Origin of the sequence: Paraburkholderia sp. RCC_158 (assembly GCF_041355255.1) — a bacterium.
In the GTDB taxonomy this organism is placed as follows: domain Bacteria; phylum Pseudomonadota; class Gammaproteobacteria; order Burkholderiales; family Burkholderiaceae; genus Paraburkholderia; species Paraburkholderia graminis.
In genome coordinates this window covers 109,636-125,996 of record NZ_JBFUPM010000002.1, presented here as the reverse complement: position 1 = coordinate 125,996, position 16,361 = coordinate 109,636, and the positions used below count along the sequence as shown (strand labels likewise).

Sequence of the window (16,361 nt, the reverse complement as noted above, 5' to 3'; positions counted from 1 at the left end):
GTAAGCATTGCAGGCGCAATGCATCACGCGATTCTAACATGCCGGGAATCCGCGCCCGACCACGTCACGCGACCGACGTATACCTATTAGCAAGCCGCCTCGAAAAAGTTCCGCGCGGCACTTCTTTTGGGCGGATCAGGCTCGATTCATGCGTGGGGCAATTCGCCGCCGAGCCATGACTGGCGGGACGCTGCGGGCGATTGCTTCTGTTGCGCATGCACCACAATTGGAAGGCGATTTGATCGGGGGCGGATTTTTTTATCGTCGGAAGGGAACGATATGGCAAAATGCCAACGCACAAAGAGTCAGACGCTGCTCGAAGTCTACACACAACGTTTTTTGTTCCGCACCAATGTTATACTTCGAGCAATGTATGACTTGTCTTCGTCAACAGGCTCGCAGTAAACCTGCGGTAATCTCAATTTCGAGAGGAGAAATATGAATAAACTTTCAAAGCTCGCGTTCATTGCAGCTACCGCGGTTATGGCTGCATCCGCCATGGCACAGTCGGTGCCGGCGTCGCGACAAGCTACCAATGACAACTGGGTGAATGGTACTGGCGAATACGTGTGGATGAACGGCACGAACGAGCTTTGCTGGCGCGATGCATTCTGGACGCCGGCAACGGCTAACGCAAAGTGCGACGGCGCACTGGTTGCCCAGGCTCCGACGCCGCCGGCTCCGGTCGCACCGGCACCGGCCATCACCAGCCAGAAGATCACCTATCAAGCTGACGCACTGTTCGACTTCGACAAGGCTGTCCTGAAGCCGGCTGGCAAGGAAAAGCTGGACGATCTGGCATCGAAGATTCAAGGCCTGAACCTCGAAGTCGTCGTGGCAACGGGTTACACGGACCGCATCGGTTCGGACAAGTACAACGACCGTCTGTCGCTGCGTCGCGCTCAAGCTGTGAAGGCGTACCTGGTCAGCAAGGGCATCGAATCCAACCGTATCTACACGGAAGGCAAGGGCAAGCGCAACCCGGTCACGACCGGCTGCAACCAGAAGAACCGCAAGCAACTGATCGCCTGCCTCGCACCGGATCGTCGCGTGGAAGTCGAAGTTGTCGGTACTTCGAAGCAGTAAGCTGCAAAACACGCAGTACCAAAAGCCCCGCTTCGGCGGGGCTTTTTTATTGCCGGCCGCATTTTGCCGCTCCGGTCCGTCGCCTATATACTCCGGGTTTATCCTCGAGCGCCCGCTCACCGCTCTCATCGAGGCAGCTTTGCCATGACCAACGCCGATCCCCACGAACTGCAGAAATTCAGCGACCTCGCACATCGTTGGTGGGACCCGAACGCCGAATTCAAACCGTTGCACGAACTCAACCCCGTCCGTCTGAACTGGATCGACGCCCACGCGCATCTGGCCGGCAAGCACGTGCTGGACATCGGCTGCGGCGGGGGCATCCTGTCGGAATCCATGGCAGGCCTCGGCGCGCACGTCAAAGGCATTGACCTGTCGAGCGAGGCACTCGGTGTCGCGGATCTTCACAGCCTTGAAAGTGGTGTAACCGTAAGTTACGAGGAAATCGCGGCCGAAGCGTTGGCCGCCCGCGAGCCGGGCACCTACGACGTCGTCACCTGCATGGAAATGCTCGAGCACGTACCGCAGCCGTCGGCGATCGTCGAAGCGTGCAAGACGCTCGTCAAACCGGGCGGCTGGGTGTTCTTCTCCACGCTCAATCGCAACGTGAAGTCGTACCTGTTCGCCGTGATCGGCGCCGAATACATTGCGCGGATGCTGCCCAAGGGCACGCACGACTACGCGCGGTTCATCCGCCCGTCGGAGCTCGCCGGTTTCGTGCGCGCGGCGGGGCTGCGTACGGCGGACATCAAGGGTATCGTGTACCACCCGCTCAGCAAGCACTTCGCACTGTCCGCCGACACGAGCGTGAACTACATGCTCGCCTGCCGCCGCGACGCGTGATCCCCCACTGCCGACAAGAAAATCAATGAGCGATCCCACGCCCCTGCCCCAGCGCGAAGACAACGAAGATTCGCTCGGTCTTTGCCAAGCCGTGCTGTTCGACCTCGATGGCACGCTGGCCGACACGGCGCCCGACCTGGCCGCCGCCGTCAACAAGATGCGTCACGATCGCGGACTGGAAATGGTGCCGCTCGAAAAGCTGCGTCCGCTGGCGTCGGCCGGCGCGCGCGGGCTGATCTGCGGCGGGTTCGGCATTGGGCCGGACGACCACGAGTTTGCGTCGATGCGCGAGGAGTTTCTCGCCAACTACGAAGCCGACCTGTGCATCGAGACCACGCTGTTTCCCGGCATTCCCGAATTGCTCGACGAACTCGACGCGCGCGGCGTGCGCTGGGGCATCGTCACGAACAAGGTCGCGCGGCTGACGGAACCGCTGGTCGCACAACTCGGTCTGGAGGAGCGCGCAGGCTGCGTGGTGAGCGGCGACACGACGCCTCACTCGAAGCCCCACCCCGCGCCGCTGCTGTACGCGGCAAGGGCGCTCGACATTGCGCCGGAGCGCATCGTCTACGTCGGCGACGACTTGCGCGACGTGCAGGCGGGCTTTGCCGCCGGCATGAAGACCGTGGCCGCGGCATACGGCTATTGCGGCGACGACATCCCGCCCACGCAATGGCATGCGCAGCACGTTGTGCAGTCGCCGGCCGAGTTGCAGCGGCTGTTGCGCGATATCGGCTAACAACCCAATCGATGTGCGGCGCGGGTGGCCGTTACGCGCGGCTCGAACCGCACGGAAACGTCCCAGAAACGTGTCGAAAGCAAGCCGAGACACGGCCGTCAAATTATTGTAAAATCTATTTTGGCTCAACGTTCCGAGCAACGAACCGCGGGGGCGACCTGGTTTCGACAGGGGTTGCGAAGCGGCTAGGGCATGTCGAGGACCCGTCACCTCGTTAATCAATGGGAAAAACGTAACTGCAAACGACGATACGTTCGCACTGGCAGCCTAAGGGCCGCCGTCCTCTGCCTAGTTCACTGACGGGCTAGTGTCGCAAGACCGGTAGCAATACCGACAGAGGTCATATACGTCAGTTAAGCCTTGACGGAGTCACGACGTCCGGGTCGAAAATCTAGTGAATCGCCGTAGTGCAGCGTGTTCGTCCGCGTCACTACGGTTAAATCAAAAGACAGAACTAAACATGTAGAACTGGTCGTAGAGTGCTTCTGGACGCGGGTTCGATTCCCGCCGCCTCCACCACACACCTTGCAGCAAAGCGCACTGCTTTGCGCACCGCTTAAACTAGAACCCCGACGGCGTGAGCCTTTCGGGGTTTTTTGTTTTGCATCGCCGATGCATCGGCGGATAAGCCGCGCCTCCCACCTCCCGCTGCCTGCCTGCTCCAACCGCCTCCCGCTGCCCAGAACTGCCCTTCAGGCCAGCACCGCGCGCGCACGAAACACCCACAGACACCCCCGGAATAAACCCACCTCCCCATCCGTTAATACTCACGCGCCGACGCACGCCGCGTCGCGCGCTAATCCACACAACAAACAGGAGCCGACATCATGCGCAAGACCCTCTTCTGCCTCGCCCTGCTCGCCTTGCAACAGAGCGCTTTCGCCGAGCCTCCGAAAGTAGTCGACGGCCGCTTCGTCAGCGCCGACGGCATGACGCTCTATACCTTCGACAAGGACACCACGCCCGGCGTGAGCGCGTGCACCGGCGGCTGCACGAGCTATTGGCCGGCCGCGGTCGCGAGTCCGTCGGACAAGCCGTCGGGAGACTGGACGCTGATCCCGTCCGCGGACGGCAAGCAGCAATGGGCATACAAAGGTCACCCGCTCTATCGCTACGCGGCCGACAAGCAGGCGGGCGACACCAAGGGAGACGGGTTCAAGGACGTGTGGCACACCGCGAAGCCCTGACCGTCGACACCCGCGAGCCCATAAAAAAACGCCGGCAAATTGCCGGCGTCGTCATCGAGATTCGTGCACTTCGAGCAGGCCGCTAAGCCTGCTATTCCTTCGGACATTGCAGATTGCAGCCGTTCGGATCGCCCAGGTCGCCGCGCTTGCGCATCGCCGATTTCTTGCCGGACTGATACTTGTCCGACGGCGCCGACGCGGCGAACGGCATTTGCGGATGTTCGGCAAGCCGGAACTGCTCCTGCAGAATGCCGCCCGGCACGCCCGGCGAGTTCTGCGCGACAGCGACCGACGCGGTCGCGAGCAGCAAGCCGGCCGACGCGGCCGCGGCACATGCATGTAGAAGAACTTTCATATCGATTCGAAGCGCGGCGACGCGCGGGGTTGGCAAAAACGGAAGCTTAGAGAGTATCGCAAACGAAAGCCATCCGCAGCGGCGAGCACGTGAGATGCGCGGCGGGTTGTTTACCACCGCTTACGCGCCCGCCCCGCTCAATCCCGCCTCGAGATCCACGAGCTTGCCGCAGTCACGCGGATCGTAGCCTTGCAGCCGATCGACGCTCGCATGAAACGCGCTGCTTCGCAGCAGTTCGATGACCGCCGACAGCGGCGCGCGCTCGAGCCGAGCGCGGTCACACGCGAAATAATAGTCTTCGTCGACAGCGGGAATGAAGTCGAGTCCGAAATGATGCGCGGCAGGTTCCACGCCGAAACCCACGTCCGCCATGCCGCTCGCGACGAACGCCGCGATCGCCGAATGCGTGAGTTCCGCCGACGCATAGCCGTTCACGCCATCCGGGTCGATACCCAGCTTGCGCAGCGCCAGATCGAGCAGCATGCGCGTGCCGGAACCATGCTGCCGATTGACGAAGCGAATGTCGTCGCGAGAAAGATCTGAGAGGCCAAGAATCCGTTTCGGATTGCCCTTGCCGAGAAAGAGCCCTTGCTTGCGCCGCGTCAGATGCACGAGCACATGACGCTGTGGATCGAGCCAGCGCCGGTACGTGTCCGCACATGCCGCGCGAAACTCGCCTAGCGGCAAGTGGAAACCGGCCAGCTCGCACTCGCCGCGAGCGAGCGCGCTCACGGCATCGGCGCCATCGCGGTACTTGATGTCGACCGGAAGCTCCTGCGCGACCAAGGCGGTGACGAGCGCGGCCACCGCGTAACCATGCGACGCATGAATGCGCACGTGATCGACGGGCGGCGCAAGCCAGCGGTTCAGATCGCTCGCCACTTCGCTCGCGAGCGCCTGCATGTTGCCGTCGAGCCGTTCGCCGCACAGACGCTGCGCGCGCAGCACGGCTTGACCGAGTTCGGACAGCACGGAGCCGCGGCCGCGCTCCTTCGCGATCAGCGGACCGCCCAGACGCTCCTCGATTGCGCGCAACAAACCCCACGCATGACGGTAGGACAAACCCTTAAGCGTCGCCGCCTGCGCGATGCTGCCGGATTCGTCCACGAGAGCGAGCAGCGGCACGACGTCCGACAGGCTTGCCTCCCGGCCATCCGGGCCCTTCAATACTAGTTGAGCGTGGCACTCGATTCTGATCATATATGTGCAGGTATTTCCTATTGCATCGGCCGTTTCGCCCGCCTATCGTTCGGCTATCCCATATCGAATAGACGAAGCATAAGTGCACGCATTATGAATAACAAGTGCATATATGACTTTGGAGGAGCCCCCACTTGGACGATCTCATCGCCATCGCGCCGGAAGAGCTCGTAGCGCGCCACGCACAACCTGGCAGGTCGCTGCTGGCCGTGCTGCACGCGATTCAGGACGAACTCGGCTACGTGCCGCCCGCCGCCGTTCCACCTCTCGCACGCACGATGAACCTGTCGCGAGCGGAAGTGCACGGCGTCATCACGTACTACCACCATTTCCGCACGCAGCCCGCCGCGCCCGTCACGGTGCAACTGTGCCGCGCGGAAGCCTGCCGCAGCATGGGCACGGAGGCGCTCGCGCAGCACATCGAGTCGCATACGGGCTGCCGCTTCGACGCCGAACACAAGGCCGGCGCCGCGGTGGAACTGGAGTCGGTGTACTGCCTCGGCCAATGCGCGCTTTCGCCCGCGATGATGGTGAACGGCACGCTGCACGCGAAAATCACGCCGCAAAAATTCGACGCGATTTTCGCGGCTGCCAGCAAATGCGTGGAGGTGACGGCATGACGCGTATCTATGTTCCCCGCGATTCGTCGGCACTCGCACTGGGCGCGGACGCGCTCGCCGACGCGATCAAAGCCGAGGCGGCACGCCGCGGCATCACGATCGAACTCGTTCGCAACGGCTCGCGCGGCTTGTTGTGGCTCGAACCGCTCGTCGAAGTGCAAACCGCCGCAGGACGCATCGGTTACGCGAACGTCGACGAAAGCGACGTGGCCGCGCTGTTCGACGCAGGCTTTATCGACGGTGGCGAGCATGCGCGCCGCGTCGGCGTGGTCGACGAGATTCCGTATCTGAAGAAGCAGCAGCGCCTGACGTTCGCGCGCATCGGCATTACCGACCCGCTTTCCACCGACGACTACGTCGCGCACGGCGGCCTCGAAGGTCTGCGCAATGCGCTGCAGACCGACGGCGACGCCGCCTGCGAAGCGCTGATCGAATCCGGCCTGCGCGGACGCGGCGGCGCCGCGTTCCCGGCCGGCATCAAGTGGCGCACCGTGCGCGCCGCGAAGGCCGCGCAGAAGTACATCGTCTGCAATGCCGACGAAGGCGACTCGGGCACCTTCTCCGACCGCCTCGTGATGGAAAGCGATCCGTATGTGCTGATCGAAGGCATGATCATCGCGGGCGTCGTGACCGGCGCGACGGCGGGCTACATCTACGTGCGCAGCGAATATCCGCATTCGATCGCCACGCTCGAAGCGGCAATCGCGAAGGCGCGCGCCGCCGGCTGGCTCGGCGACAGCGTGCTCGGCTCCGCGCATCGCTTCGAACTGTTCGTCGCAAAAGGCGCGGGCTCGTATGTGTGCGGCGAGGAAACGGCGCTGCTCGAATCGCTCGAAGGCAAGCGCGGCATTGTTCGCGCGAAGCCGCCGGTGCCCGCGCTCGTCGGCCTCTACGGTCAGCCGACGGTGATCAACAACGTCATCACGCTGGCAACGGTGCCGATCATCTTCGCGCGCGGCGCGGCGTTCTACAAAGACTTCGGCATGGGTCGCTCGCGCGGCACTCTGCCGTTTCAGCTCGCGGGCAACGTCAAGCAAGGCGGGCTCGTGGAGCTTGCATTCGGCGTGACGCTGCGCGAACTGATTTACGACTATGGCGGCGGCACGGCAAGCGGCCGGCCGGCGCGCGCCGTTCAAGTGGGCGGCCCGCTCGGCACCTATCTGCCGGAAAGCCAGTGGGACATTCCGATGGATTACGAAGCGTATGCGGCGGTCGGCGCCGTGGTCGGTCACGGCGGCCTTGTCGTGCATGACGACACGTCGAATCTCGCCGAACTCGCGCAATACGCGATGCACTTCTGCGCGATCGAATCGTGCGGCAAGTGCACGCCGTGCCGCATCGGTTCGACACGCGGCGTCGAGGTGATCGCGCGCATGCGGAACGGCGATACGTCGACGCGGCAAGTGCAGTTGCTGCGCGATCTGTGCGACACGATGGTGTCCGGATCGCTTTGCGCGATGGGCGGCATGACGCCGTATCCGGTGATGTCTGCGCTCGACCATTTTCCTGAAGACTTCGGCCTCGCCGGCGCTGGCGCCGATGCACCGAAAGCTGCGGCCTGAACGAGGAGCCCAACTATGTCAGACATGCTCAACTCTACTGCCGGCGCCCCGAAGCAAGTCCCCTCGGCGGGCGGCTGCGGATCCGGCAACTGCGCGTGCAAATCGCAAGCGCAGGCTCAAACGCAAGCCCCGCGCTCGTACTTCGACGAAACCGATTTCGGCACGCCCGCGCGTCATGCGGACGTCGACGTGACGCTTGAAATCGACGGCCAGGCGGTCACGGTGCCGGCCGGCACATCGGTGATGCGCGCCGCCGTCGAAGCAGGCGTGAACGTGCCGAAGCTTTGCGCAACCGATTCGCTGGAACCGTTCGGCTCGTGCCGTTTGTGTCTCGTCGAGATCGAAGGCAAGCGCGGTTATCCGGCCTCGTGCACGACGCCGGTCGAAGCCGGCATGAAAGTGCGCACGCAAACCGACCGTCTGCAATCGCTGCGCCGCAATGTGATGGAGCTGTACATCTCCGATCACCCGCTCGATTGCCTGACCTGTCCCGCGAACGGCGACTGCGAACTGCAGGACATGGCGGGCGTGACGGGCCTGCGCGAAGTGCGCTACGGTTTCGACGGCGCGAATCACCTGAACGACAAGAAGGACGAATCGAATCCGTACTTCACCTACGATCCGGCGAAGTGCATCGTCTGCAATCGCTGCGTGCGCGCGTGCGAGGAAACGCAAGGCACGTTCGCGCTGACCATCGCCGGGCGCGGTTTCGAATCGCGCGTGGCCGCGAGCGAAAACCAGCCGTTCATGGATTCGGAGTGCGTGTCGTGCGGCGCGTGCGTGGCCGCTTGCCCGACCGCGACGTTGCAGGAAAAAACCGTGATCATGCTGGGCCAGGCCGAGCATTCGGCCGTCACCACGTGCGCGTATTGCGGCGTCGGCTGCTCGTTCAAGGCGGAGATGAAGGGCAACCAGGTCGTGCGCATGGTGCCGTTCAAGAACGGCCAGGCCAACGAAGGACACGCGTGCGTGAAGGGCCGCTTCGCATGGGGCTACGCAACGCACAAGGACCGCATCACGAAGCCGATGATCCGCGCGAAGATCACCGATCCGTGGCGCGAAGTGAGCTGGGAAGAAGCGATCAATTACGCGGCCTCGGAATTCCGCCGCATTCAGGCGAAACACGGGCGCGATTCGATCGGCGGCATTACGTCGTCGCGTTGCACGAACGAAGAAACCTATCTCGTGCAGAAGCTCGTGCGCGCCGCGTTCGGCAACAACAACGTCGACACCTGCGCACGCGTTTGCCACTCGCCGACCGGCTACGGCCTGAAGACGACGCTCGGCGAATCGGCGGGCACGCAGACGTTCGCCTCGGTCGATAAAGCCGACGTCATCATGGTGATCGGCGCGAATCCGACCGACGGCCATCCGGTGTTCGCCTCGCGTCTGAAGCGCCGCGTGCGCGAAGGCGCGAAGCTGATCGTGGTCGATCCGCGCCGCATCGACATCGTCGATACGCCGCACGTGAAGGCATCGCATCATCTGCAATTGCGCCCCGGCACCAACGTCGCGGTGGTCAACGCGCTCGCTCATGTGATCGTCACCGAAGGGCTGCTGAACGAAGCGTTCATCGCCGAACGCTGCGAAGGCCGCGCGTTCGAGCAATGGCGTGATTTCGTCGCGCTGCCGGAGAATGCGCCCGAAGCAACGGAAGCCGTGACCGGCGTGCCGGCCAAAGACGTGCGTGAAGCCGCGCGCATCTACGCGACGGGCGGCAACGCGGCGATCTACTACGGCTTGGGCGTCACCGAACACGCGCAAGGCTCGACGATGGTGATGGGCATCGCGAACCTTGCGATGGCGACGGGCAACATCGGCCGCGAAGGCGTCGGTGTGAATCCGCTGCGCGGCCAGAACAACGTGCAGGGTTCGTGCGACATGGGCTCGTTCCCGCATGAGTTGCCGGGCTATCGCCACATCAGCGATACGATCGTGCGCTCGCAGTTCGAAGACGCGTGGAATGTCACGCTGCAAACCGAGCCGGGTCTGCGCATTCCGAACATGTTCGAAGCCGCGCTCGACGGCAGCTTCATGGGCCTGTACTGCCAGGGCGAGGACATCGTGCAGTCGGACCCGAACACGCATCATGTGGCCGCGGCGTTGTCGGCGATGGAATGCATCGTCGTGCAGGACATTTTCCTGAACGAGACCGCGAAGTACGCGCATGTGCTGCTGCCCGGCTCGACCTTCCTCGAAAAGGACGGCACCTTCACGAACGCGGAGCGCCGCATCTCGCGCGTGCGCAAGGTCATGCCGCCGGTGCCGGGTTACGCCGACTGGGAAGTCACGCTGCTGCTCTCGCGCGCGCTCGGCTACGAAATGGACTACACGCATCCGTCCGAAATCATGGACGAGATCGCGCGTCTCACGCCGACCTTCCACGGCGTGTCGTACAAGAAGATCGACGAGCTGGGCAGCATCCAGTGGCCGTGCAACGAAGAGGCGCCGGACGGCACGCCGACCATGCACGTCGGCACGTTCGTGCGCGGCAAGGGCAAGTTCGTGATTACGAAGTTCATCGCGTCGCCGGAAAAAGTCACGCGCAAGTTCCCGCTGCTGCTGACGACGGGGCGCATCCTGTCGCAGTACAACGTGGGCGCGCAAACGCGGCGCACCGAGAACTCGCGCTGGCACGACGAGGACCGGCTCGAACTGCATCCGCACGACGCGGAAGAGCGCGGCATCAAGACGGGCGACTGGGTCGGCATCGAATCACGCGCGGGACAAACCGTGCTGCGCGCGAAAGTCACCGAGCGGATGCAGCCGGGCGTCGTTTATACGACGTTCCACTTCCCCGAATCGGGCGCGAACGTGATCACCACCGAGAGTTCGGACTGGGCCACCAACTGTCCGGAATACAAGGTGACCGCCGTGCAGGTGATGCCGGTCGAACAGCCGTCCGAGTGGCAGAAGGAGTATTCGCGCTTCAACGCGGAGCAACTCGAGTTGCTCAAGCAGCGCGAGCTGGCCAACGCGACGTCGGGTAAGTGAGGCGACGATGGACACTCAGAATCTGATCGACATGGCGAACCGCATCGGCGATTTTTTCGATTCGATGCCGGATCGCGAAGAAGCCATCACCGGTGTCGCCGACCATATCCGCCGCTTCTGGGAGCCGCGCATGCGGCGCGCGCTGCTCGCAGCGCTCGATGCGCCGCAGGCGGGCGGCATCGAGATGTCGGCAATCGTGAAGGAAGCGCTCGTGAAGAACCGCGAGCGTCTGACGCCCGCTGAGCCTTCCATCGCGTGATGAGTGCGTGACGGGTGCATGACGGCCGTCTCACACGGCCGTCTGCTCCGGTATCTGTCCATCGACGGTGAACCACGCTTCACAGTGCCGCAGCAGGCCGTTCAGATCGGAGCCTGTGCGTCCGCGCGCGCTGATGTAGCCGTCGGGCCGCAGCAGATAAAACGACGGCCGCGTGCGTCCATACGATTCGGCCAGCGACGGCCCGCCGTCGCCGCTTGTGTCCGTCACGCGCCAGATGCGCACCGCCCCTTCCAATAGCTTCTCCATGTCGGCCGTCAGCCGCTCGAGTTCGGCGTCGGCCGGCGGCGCGTGTTTGGCGTCGGGATCGAGCGGTTTGTCGTCGGCGGGCAACGGCGGCACGAGCAGAAACAGCGAGAAAAACGCCGGGTCGTGCAGATCGTAAATACAGCCAATGCCGGGCGCTCGCCCAAGCGGACCGTCGACCACATGCACGACCGCATCCGGCGCGCGTTCGCCCGCGCGCGGCCCACCGTCGAGCACGCGCTCGAGCGTCAGCGGACTGCGCCGGTACTGGATCGACAACTCGCTGATCGTGAGCCGCGCGGCGTCGCGCAGCGGACCGAGCGCGGCAAGAACCGGCATCACCCGCTCGCGCAGCAGCTTGAGCGGACCGTGATCTGCCTCGGCCATCTGCGTGATAAAGCCGGTTTGCCGCAGCACGTCGCGCTCGATCGGATGCCGCTCGATATGGTAGGTGTCGAGCAGGCGATCGGGCGCGGCACCCTTAAATACGCGCGCGAGCTTCCAGCCGAGATTGAACGCTTCCTGGATGCCCGTGTTCATGCCTTGCGCGCCGGCCGGGCTGTGCACATGCGCGGCGTCGCCGGCAAGGAACACGCGCCCGACGCGCAGGCGCTCCACCATCCGGCTGTTCACATGGAAGTACGAGGACCACGCAAGCTCGGATACGTCGACGCGTTCATGCACGCGCCTCGCAACGAGCGCCTTGCATTCGTCGAGCGACGGCGCGCGCACGCGTGCGAGCGGCGGCTCGCCGAGCACCACCGGCGAGAGCGGCGCGGCAGCGGCCGGCGTCGGCTCGACGGCGTGATCCGCGATCAGACGATGCCGGCCGTGTCCCATCGGAAACAGTGCAACGAGACCTTCGCCTGAAGCGAAGATGTGAAATTCGTCGTCGGGCCAATCGGTTTCGGCATGAACATCGGCGAGCAGAAAGGTCTGCTCCGACGTCTTGCCCACGAAGTTCAGGCCGAGCCCGTGGCGGATCGCGCTGTGCGCGCCATCGGCGGCGATCATGTAGGACGGACGCAGCGTTTCCGTGTGGCCGTCGGCGCGCCGCAGCGTCGCCTGAACGCCGACCGAGCCTTGCGAGAACATCGTGAGTTCGACGCCGCGCTCGATCGTCACGCCGAGCGTCGCGAGATGCTCGGTGAGCAAACGCTCGGTCACCGACTGATCGAGAAACAGCAGATACGGATAGCGCGTGTGCAGCGGATCGAAGTTGAGCTGCGCAAGGCGCATGCCGTTCGAAAACAGATTGGCGACGCGCGCGCGATGGCCGAGTTCGAGAAACCGTTCGGCCAGCCGATGCTGCTCCAGCAGTTCAAGCGTGCGCGCCTGAATGCCGATGGCCCGCGAATACGGGTTCGGCTGCATCGCGCGGTCGATGAGACGCACGGGAATGTGAGCGCGCGCGAGACTCATGGCGGCGGCGAGCCCGGTCGGCCCCGCCCCGACGATCAGCACCGGCGACGCATTATTAGCAGCAGCGTTCATGCGAAACTCCGCAGACCACAGTGCGCTCTAGTGTACAACCCGCGCCCGCGCGCCGGACGGCGGGCTGCATCGGATGCGAGGCGTATCGCGCATAGCGGTCGGGCTCGCGGCGGCCGTCCGCGCTTGCGTGTTCCGCGATGTACGTTGGCGACGCGTGACGCATGAATGCGCGCTTTCGTCGCGTGCTTCAGCGCGCAGTGTGCGGATGCTCCATCGCGCAACGATGATCGGTCGTGCCGAGGTCCACTTGCAGCGTCGCGTGCTGCATCGAAAACCGTTCGCGCAACGCGAGCACGATGCCGTCGAGCCGCTCGTCGCCGGGATGGCCCGCCGGCATCACGAGATGCGCGCTGAGCGCGTTGCCGGTGGTGGACAGCGCCCAGATGTGCAGATCGTGCACGTCCTCGACACCGGGCTGATCCGCGAGATAGTCGCGGATGCGCTCGACATCGACGCCCGAGGGCACCGCATTGAGCGCGAGGCGCACCGAGTCGCGCAACAGACCCCACGTACCGTAGACGACAACCGCGACCACGAGCAGGCTCATCAGCGGGTCGAGCCACGTCCAGTTGGTGTAGAGAATCACGAGGCCGCTGATCGCGACCGCCGCGGACACGCCGGCGTCGGCGGCCATGTGCAGAAAGGCGCCGCGGATGTTGAGGTCTTCCTTCTGCCCGCGCATGAAGAGACACGCGGACAGTCCGTTGACGACCATGCCCACCGCTGCGACGACGAACACCGCGAGGCCCGCGACGGGCGCGGGGTTCATCAGCCGGTCGATGGCCTCCGCGACGATCACGCCGCACGCGAACAGCAGCAGCGCCGCATTCGCCAGCGACGCGAGAATCGACGAACTGCCGTAGCCGAACGTGTAGCGCGCGGAAGGACGGCGTGTCGCGAGCCAGGCGGCGCCCCATGCGAGCAGCAGGCCGAGCACGTCGGAGAGATTGTGGCCGGCGTCGGCGAGCAGCGCGGTCGAATGCGCGAGCACGCCGTACACGGCCTGGATCACGACGATCGCGACGTTCAGCGCGACGGCCAGCGCGAACGCGAAGCCGTGGCCGGCTACGGGCGCGTGGTGATGATGATGGCCGTGGCTGTGGTCGTGGCTGTGTGAGTGCGAGTGGTGTGTGCCGTGGTTGTGGCCGTGGTTGTGGCCGTGGTCGTCGTGGTGGTGGTGTTCGCCGTGACCGTGACTGTGACTGTGCGTGTCCTGTTGCCCATCTTCTCTTTCTTCGATTGTCTTCATGGCAGATCCAATGCGTCGTCACTGGTAGGCTCGGCGACGTGTTCAAGCATGCCGGCCAGCATCGCGCTGATGTGGCGATCGGCGGCGAAATAGAAAACCTGTTTGCCCTGCCGCTGCGCCCGCACGATCCGCGCCGCGCGCAACAGCCGCAAATGATGACTCACAAGCGACGGCGACAAACCGAGCTCGTCGGCAATCGCACCGACCGCGCGCCGGCCGTCGACGCAAGCGAGCACGATGCGCAGCCGCGTCGGATCGCCGAGCAGGCGAAACAGATCGGCGAGCGGCGCGACGCTTTTTGCCGCGTGCGGCTCGAAGCCCGCAGGCGATGGCGCAGAGACCGTAGCAGGAATCATGGCAGCGTACATATGAACAGGTATTCACAGGTTAAGCGAAAGCCGCGCAACGGGTCAAACCGGAGCGAGCCTCCGCGAGTGTGGGAAAATGCGGCCTCTGCCTCACCCGACTACCATCCCCCGTCATGCAACCTGTATTTGACCGCGCTTTCGCGGCGCATCGTGACGGCCGCCTCGACGACGCCGAACGCGGCTACCGCGCGACGCTCGACGGCAATCCCGCGCACGTCGACGCGTTGCATCTGCTGGGCGTGCTGCGCCATCAGCAGGGCCAGCACGCCGAAGCCGCCGAGCTGGTGCGGCGCGCGGTCAACCTGCGCCCGCAAGACGCCGCGCTGCAGCTGAACCTCGGCAACGCGCTGAAGGCCCTCGGCCAGATCGACGAGGCCATCGACCAGTTCCGCAACGCGCTGACGCTCGCGCCGTCGTTCCCGATGGCGCACTACAACCTCGGCAACGCGTATGCGGCGACGGGCCGTCACGAGGACGCCGCGGACGCGTTCCGCCGTTCGTTGCACCTGCAACCGGACGACGCGTCGTCGCACAACAATCTCGGCAACGCGCTGCACGCGCTCGGGCGTCACGAGGAAGCCATCGCGTCGTTCCGGCGCACGCTCGAGCTGCGCCCCGGACACGCGGGCGCGCTGAACAACATGGGCATGTCGCTCAATGCGCTCGGCCGCGCAGACGAAGCGATTCCCTGCTTCAAGGCCGCGTTGGCCGCCGAGCCGCGCTTCGTCGCCGCGCATTTCAACCTCGCCAATACGTTCGACGCCACCGGCCGCCACGCGCAAGCCGTCGCGTCGTTCGAAGCGGCGCTCGCGTTGCAGCCGAACCTGCCGCCCGCCATCTACGGCATGGGCAATGCGCTGGCCGCGCTCGGGCGCCACACGGAGGCGATACCGTATCTCGAACGCTCGGTCGGGCTCGATCCGCAATTCGCGCTCGCCTGGCTGAGTCTCGGCACCGCGCACCAGGCGCTGGGCGCGCACGCCACTGCCCTGCGCGCATTCGATCAGGCGTTGCGCTTGCAGCCCGATCTCGCGTCCGCGCATATGAACCGCGCGCTCGCGTGGCTCGCGTTGGGCGATTTCGCGCGCGGCCTGCCGGAATACGAATGGCGTCTGCAAACCGTCGCCGAACCGGCCATCGAGACCGTGCCGCGCTGGCACGGCGAGCCGGCCGCGCAGCGCACGCTGCTGATCCACGCGGAACAGGGTTTCGGCGATACGCTGCAGTTCGTGCGCTTCGTCCCGCTCGCCGCGCAGCGTGCGGCGCGCGTCGTGCTAGAAGTGCAGCCACCGTTGCTGCCGCTGCTCGCGCCGGTCGCGGAAGCCTGGCGCGTGACGCTCATCGCGCGAGGCGCGCCGCGTCCCGCCGCCGACATCCAATGCCCGTTGCTCAGCTTGCCGCTCGCGCTCGGCACGACGTTCGCCACGATTCCCGAGCGCACGCCTTATTTGAGCGCGCCGCCCGCGTATCGGCGCAAATGGCGCGGTTCGATCGGCGGCCAGGCGAAGCGTAAGATCGGGCTCGCGTGGTCCGGGCGCATCCAGCAAAACGAAACGCGTTCGATGCCGCTCGCCGCGCTCGAGCCGCTTTTCGCGCTCGAAGGCATCGACTGGATTGTGCTGCAGCCTCACCTCAGCGCCGAAGAACGCGCGGCGCTCGACGGGCATCCGCGCGCCGGGTCGATTCATCGGTTCGACGAGCGGATCGGCGACTTCGCGGATACGGCGGCGATCATCGAACGGCTCGATGCAGTGGTGTCGATCGATACGTCGATTGCGCATCTCGCCGGCGCGCTTCGCAAGCCACTGTGGCTGATGCTGCCGTTCGCGCCCGACTGGCGCTGGTGTCACGACGACGCGCGCAGCCCGTGGTACGCCAGCGCGAAGCTGGTGCGCCAGCCGCGGCCGGGTGCCTGGCGGGAAGTGGTGGAAGCCGTCGCGGAAGAACTGCGCCGCGGCTAGCGTCGCGCGGTGAACAAAGCGCTGAACAAGCGTTGAATCCGCGCGAAAATCGCGAGTCAGGCAAACAAACAAAAACCCTGCAGCGAAGCTCGCGTGCAGGGTTTTAATGACCATCTCAATGCGACCCCGCGTTCCGTCGAGCGCGGGGTTTTCTTTTATGCGCCGATGCCGCAGCAGGCG

14 protein-coding genes and 1 other RNA gene are annotated in these 16,361 nt (G+C 64.7%); 10 read left to right on the top strand and 5 right to left on the bottom strand.

Annotation, left to right across the window (positions count from 1 at the left end; genetic code table 11):
• Positions 1-438: 438 nt before the first annotated feature.
• The 5 genes from ompA (at position 439) to AB6809_RS04925 (ending at position 3,855) form a co-directional block, all read left to right on the top strand.
• Positions 439-1,086, top strand: coding sequence for an outer membrane protein OmpA (ompA, locus tag AB6809_RS04945; RefSeq protein WP_006050245.1), 648 nt, complete (start codon positions 439-441; stop codon positions 1,084-1,086).
• 144 nt (positions 1,087-1,230) lie between these two features.
• Positions 1,231-1,929 (top strand): bifunctional 2-polyprenyl-6-hydroxyphenol methylase/3-demethylubiquinol 3-O-methyltransferase UbiG, encoded by a 699-nt coding sequence (gene ubiG / locus AB6809_RS04940; RefSeq protein WP_006050244.1) that lies wholly within the window; start codon positions 1,231-1,233, stop codon positions 1,927-1,929.
• Between the two features lie 25 nt (positions 1,930-1,954).
• On the top strand, positions 1,955-2,668 hold the full coding sequence (locus AB6809_RS04935) for an HAD family hydrolase (RefSeq protein ID WP_029967909.1): 714 nt from the start codon (positions 1,955-1,957) through the stop codon (positions 2,666-2,668).
• Positions 2,669-2,817: 149 nt separating this feature from the next.
• Positions 2,818-3,187, top strand: a transfer-messenger RNA (tmRNA) gene (gene ssrA, locus AB6809_RS04930).
• Positions 3,188-3,495: 308 nt separating this feature from the next.
• Positions 3,496-3,855, top strand: a complete 360-nt coding sequence (locus tag AB6809_RS04925) for a hypothetical protein (RefSeq protein WP_029967911.1) — start codon at positions 3,496-3,498, stop codon at positions 3,853-3,855.
• Positions 3,856-3,946: 91 nt separating this feature from the next.
• Here the strand turns inward: AB6809_RS04925 and AB6809_RS04920 are convergent, their stop codons facing one another.
• Both AB6809_RS04920 and AB6809_RS04915 read right to left on the bottom strand, forming a co-directional pair.
• Complete coding sequence (locus AB6809_RS04920; RefSeq protein ID WP_029967912.1) at positions 3,947-4,210, bottom strand: hypothetical protein; 264 nt, start codon at positions 4,208-4,210, stop codon at positions 3,947-3,949.
• A gap of 120 nt (positions 4,211-4,330) precedes the next feature.
• Positions 4,331-5,410 (bottom strand): substrate-binding domain-containing protein, encoded by a 1,080-nt coding sequence (locus AB6809_RS04915; protein ID WP_006050239.1) that lies wholly within the window; start codon positions 5,408-5,410, stop codon positions 4,331-4,333.
• A 134-nt stretch (positions 5,411-5,544) separates the two neighbouring features.
• Between AB6809_RS04915 and AB6809_RS04910 the strand changes: the two genes are divergently transcribed.
• Genes AB6809_RS04910 through AB6809_RS04895 form a run of 4 tightly spaced genes read left to right on the top strand, consistent with a single transcriptional unit; the run spans position 5,545 to position 10,845 of the window.
• Positions 5,545-6,030: an NAD(P)H-dependent oxidoreductase subunit E gene (locus AB6809_RS04910; protein WP_006050238.1), complete on the top strand. Its 486-nt coding sequence runs from the start codon at positions 5,545-5,547 to the stop codon at positions 6,028-6,030.
• Positions 6,027-7,592, top strand: a complete 1,566-nt coding sequence (locus AB6809_RS04905) for an NADH-quinone oxidoreductase subunit NuoF (RefSeq protein WP_114156366.1) — start codon at positions 6,027-6,029, stop codon at positions 7,590-7,592. The genes AB6809_RS04910 and AB6809_RS04905 overlap by 4 nt, the downstream gene beginning before the upstream one ends.
• A gap of 15 nt (positions 7,593-7,607) precedes the next feature.
• On the top strand, positions 7,608-10,586 hold the full coding sequence (gene fdhF / locus AB6809_RS04900) for a formate dehydrogenase subunit alpha (protein ID WP_029967915.1): 2,979 nt from the start codon (positions 7,608-7,610) through the stop codon (positions 10,584-10,586).
• 7 nt (positions 10,587-10,593) lie between these two features.
• Positions 10,594-10,845 carry a formate dehydrogenase subunit delta gene (locus tag AB6809_RS04895; protein WP_006050235.1) on the top strand — a complete coding sequence of 84 codons (252 nt, stop codon included), beginning with the start codon at positions 10,594-10,596 and terminating at the stop codon, positions 10,843-10,845.
• 30 nt (positions 10,846-10,875) lie between these two features.
• Here the strand turns inward: AB6809_RS04895 and AB6809_RS04890 are convergent, their stop codons facing one another.
• The 3 genes from AB6809_RS04890 to AB6809_RS04880 form a co-directional block, all read right to left on the bottom strand.
• Positions 10,876-12,603: an FAD-dependent monooxygenase gene (locus tag AB6809_RS04890; protein WP_371026051.1), complete on the bottom strand. Its 1,728-nt coding sequence runs from the start codon at positions 12,601-12,603 to the stop codon at positions 10,876-10,878.
• Between the two features lie 187 nt (positions 12,604-12,790).
• Entirely contained in the window at positions 12,791-13,852 is a 1,062-nt protein-coding gene (locus AB6809_RS04885; RefSeq protein ID WP_029967917.1) for a cation diffusion facilitator family transporter, read from the bottom strand.
• Positions 13,849-14,208, bottom strand: coding sequence for a helix-turn-helix transcriptional regulator (locus AB6809_RS04880; RefSeq protein WP_035569918.1), 360 nt, complete (start codon positions 14,206-14,208; stop codon positions 13,849-13,851). Before AB6809_RS04880 ends, AB6809_RS04885 begins: the two co-directional genes overlap by 4 nt.
• A gap of 125 nt (positions 14,209-14,333) precedes the next feature.
• On the opposite strand from AB6809_RS04880, the gene AB6809_RS04875 reads away from it, so the two are divergent.
• Complete coding sequence (locus AB6809_RS04875) at positions 14,334-16,181, top strand: tetratricopeptide repeat protein (RefSeq protein ID WP_029967920.1); 1,848 nt, start codon at positions 14,334-14,336, stop codon at positions 16,179-16,181.
• Positions 16,182-16,361: the final 180 nt, after the last annotated feature.

Coding starts and splice junctions, on each gene's coding strand:
- ompA (WP_006050245.1), top strand. CDS start 439: ATGAATAAACTTTCAAAGCTCGCGTTCATTGCAGCTACCGCGGTTATG.
- ubiG (WP_006050244.1), top strand. CDS start 1,231: ATGACCAACGCCGATCCCCACGAACTGCAGAAATTCAGCGACCTCGCA.
- AB6809_RS04935 (WP_029967909.1), top strand. CDS start 1,955: ATGAGCGATCCCACGCCCCTGCCCCAGCGCGAAGACAACGAAGATTCG.
- AB6809_RS04925 (WP_029967911.1), top strand. CDS start 3,496: ATGCGCAAGACCCTCTTCTGCCTCGCCCTGCTCGCCTTGCAACAGAGC.
- AB6809_RS04920 (WP_029967912.1), bottom strand. CDS start 4,210: ATGAAAGTTCTTCTACATGCATGTGCCGCGGCCGCGTCGGCCGGCTTG.
- AB6809_RS04915 (WP_006050239.1), bottom strand. CDS start 5,410: ATGATCAGAATCGAGTGCCACGCTCAACTAGTATTGAAGGGCCCGGAT.
- AB6809_RS04905 (WP_114156366.1), top strand. CDS start 6,027: ATGACGCGTATCTATGTTCCCCGCGATTCGTCGGCACTCGCACTGGGC.
- fdhF (WP_029967915.1), top strand. CDS start 7,608: ATGTCAGACATGCTCAACTCTACTGCCGGCGCCCCGAAGCAAGTCCCC.
- AB6809_RS04895 (WP_006050235.1), top strand. CDS start 10,594: ATGGACACTCAGAATCTGATCGACATGGCGAACCGCATCGGCGATTTT.
- AB6809_RS04890 (WP_371026051.1), bottom strand. CDS start 12,603: ATGAACGCTGCTGCTAATAATGCGTCGCCGGTGCTGATCGTCGGGGCG.
- AB6809_RS04885 (WP_029967917.1), bottom strand. CDS start 13,852: ATGAAGACAATCGAAGAAAGAGAAGATGGGCAACAGGACACGCACAGT.
- AB6809_RS04880 (WP_035569918.1), bottom strand. CDS start 14,208: ATGATTCCTGCTACGGTCTCTGCGCCATCGCCTGCGGGCTTCGAGCCG.
- AB6809_RS04875 (WP_029967920.1), top strand. CDS start 14,334: ATGCAACCTGTATTTGACCGCGCTTTCGCGGCGCATCGTGACGGCCGC.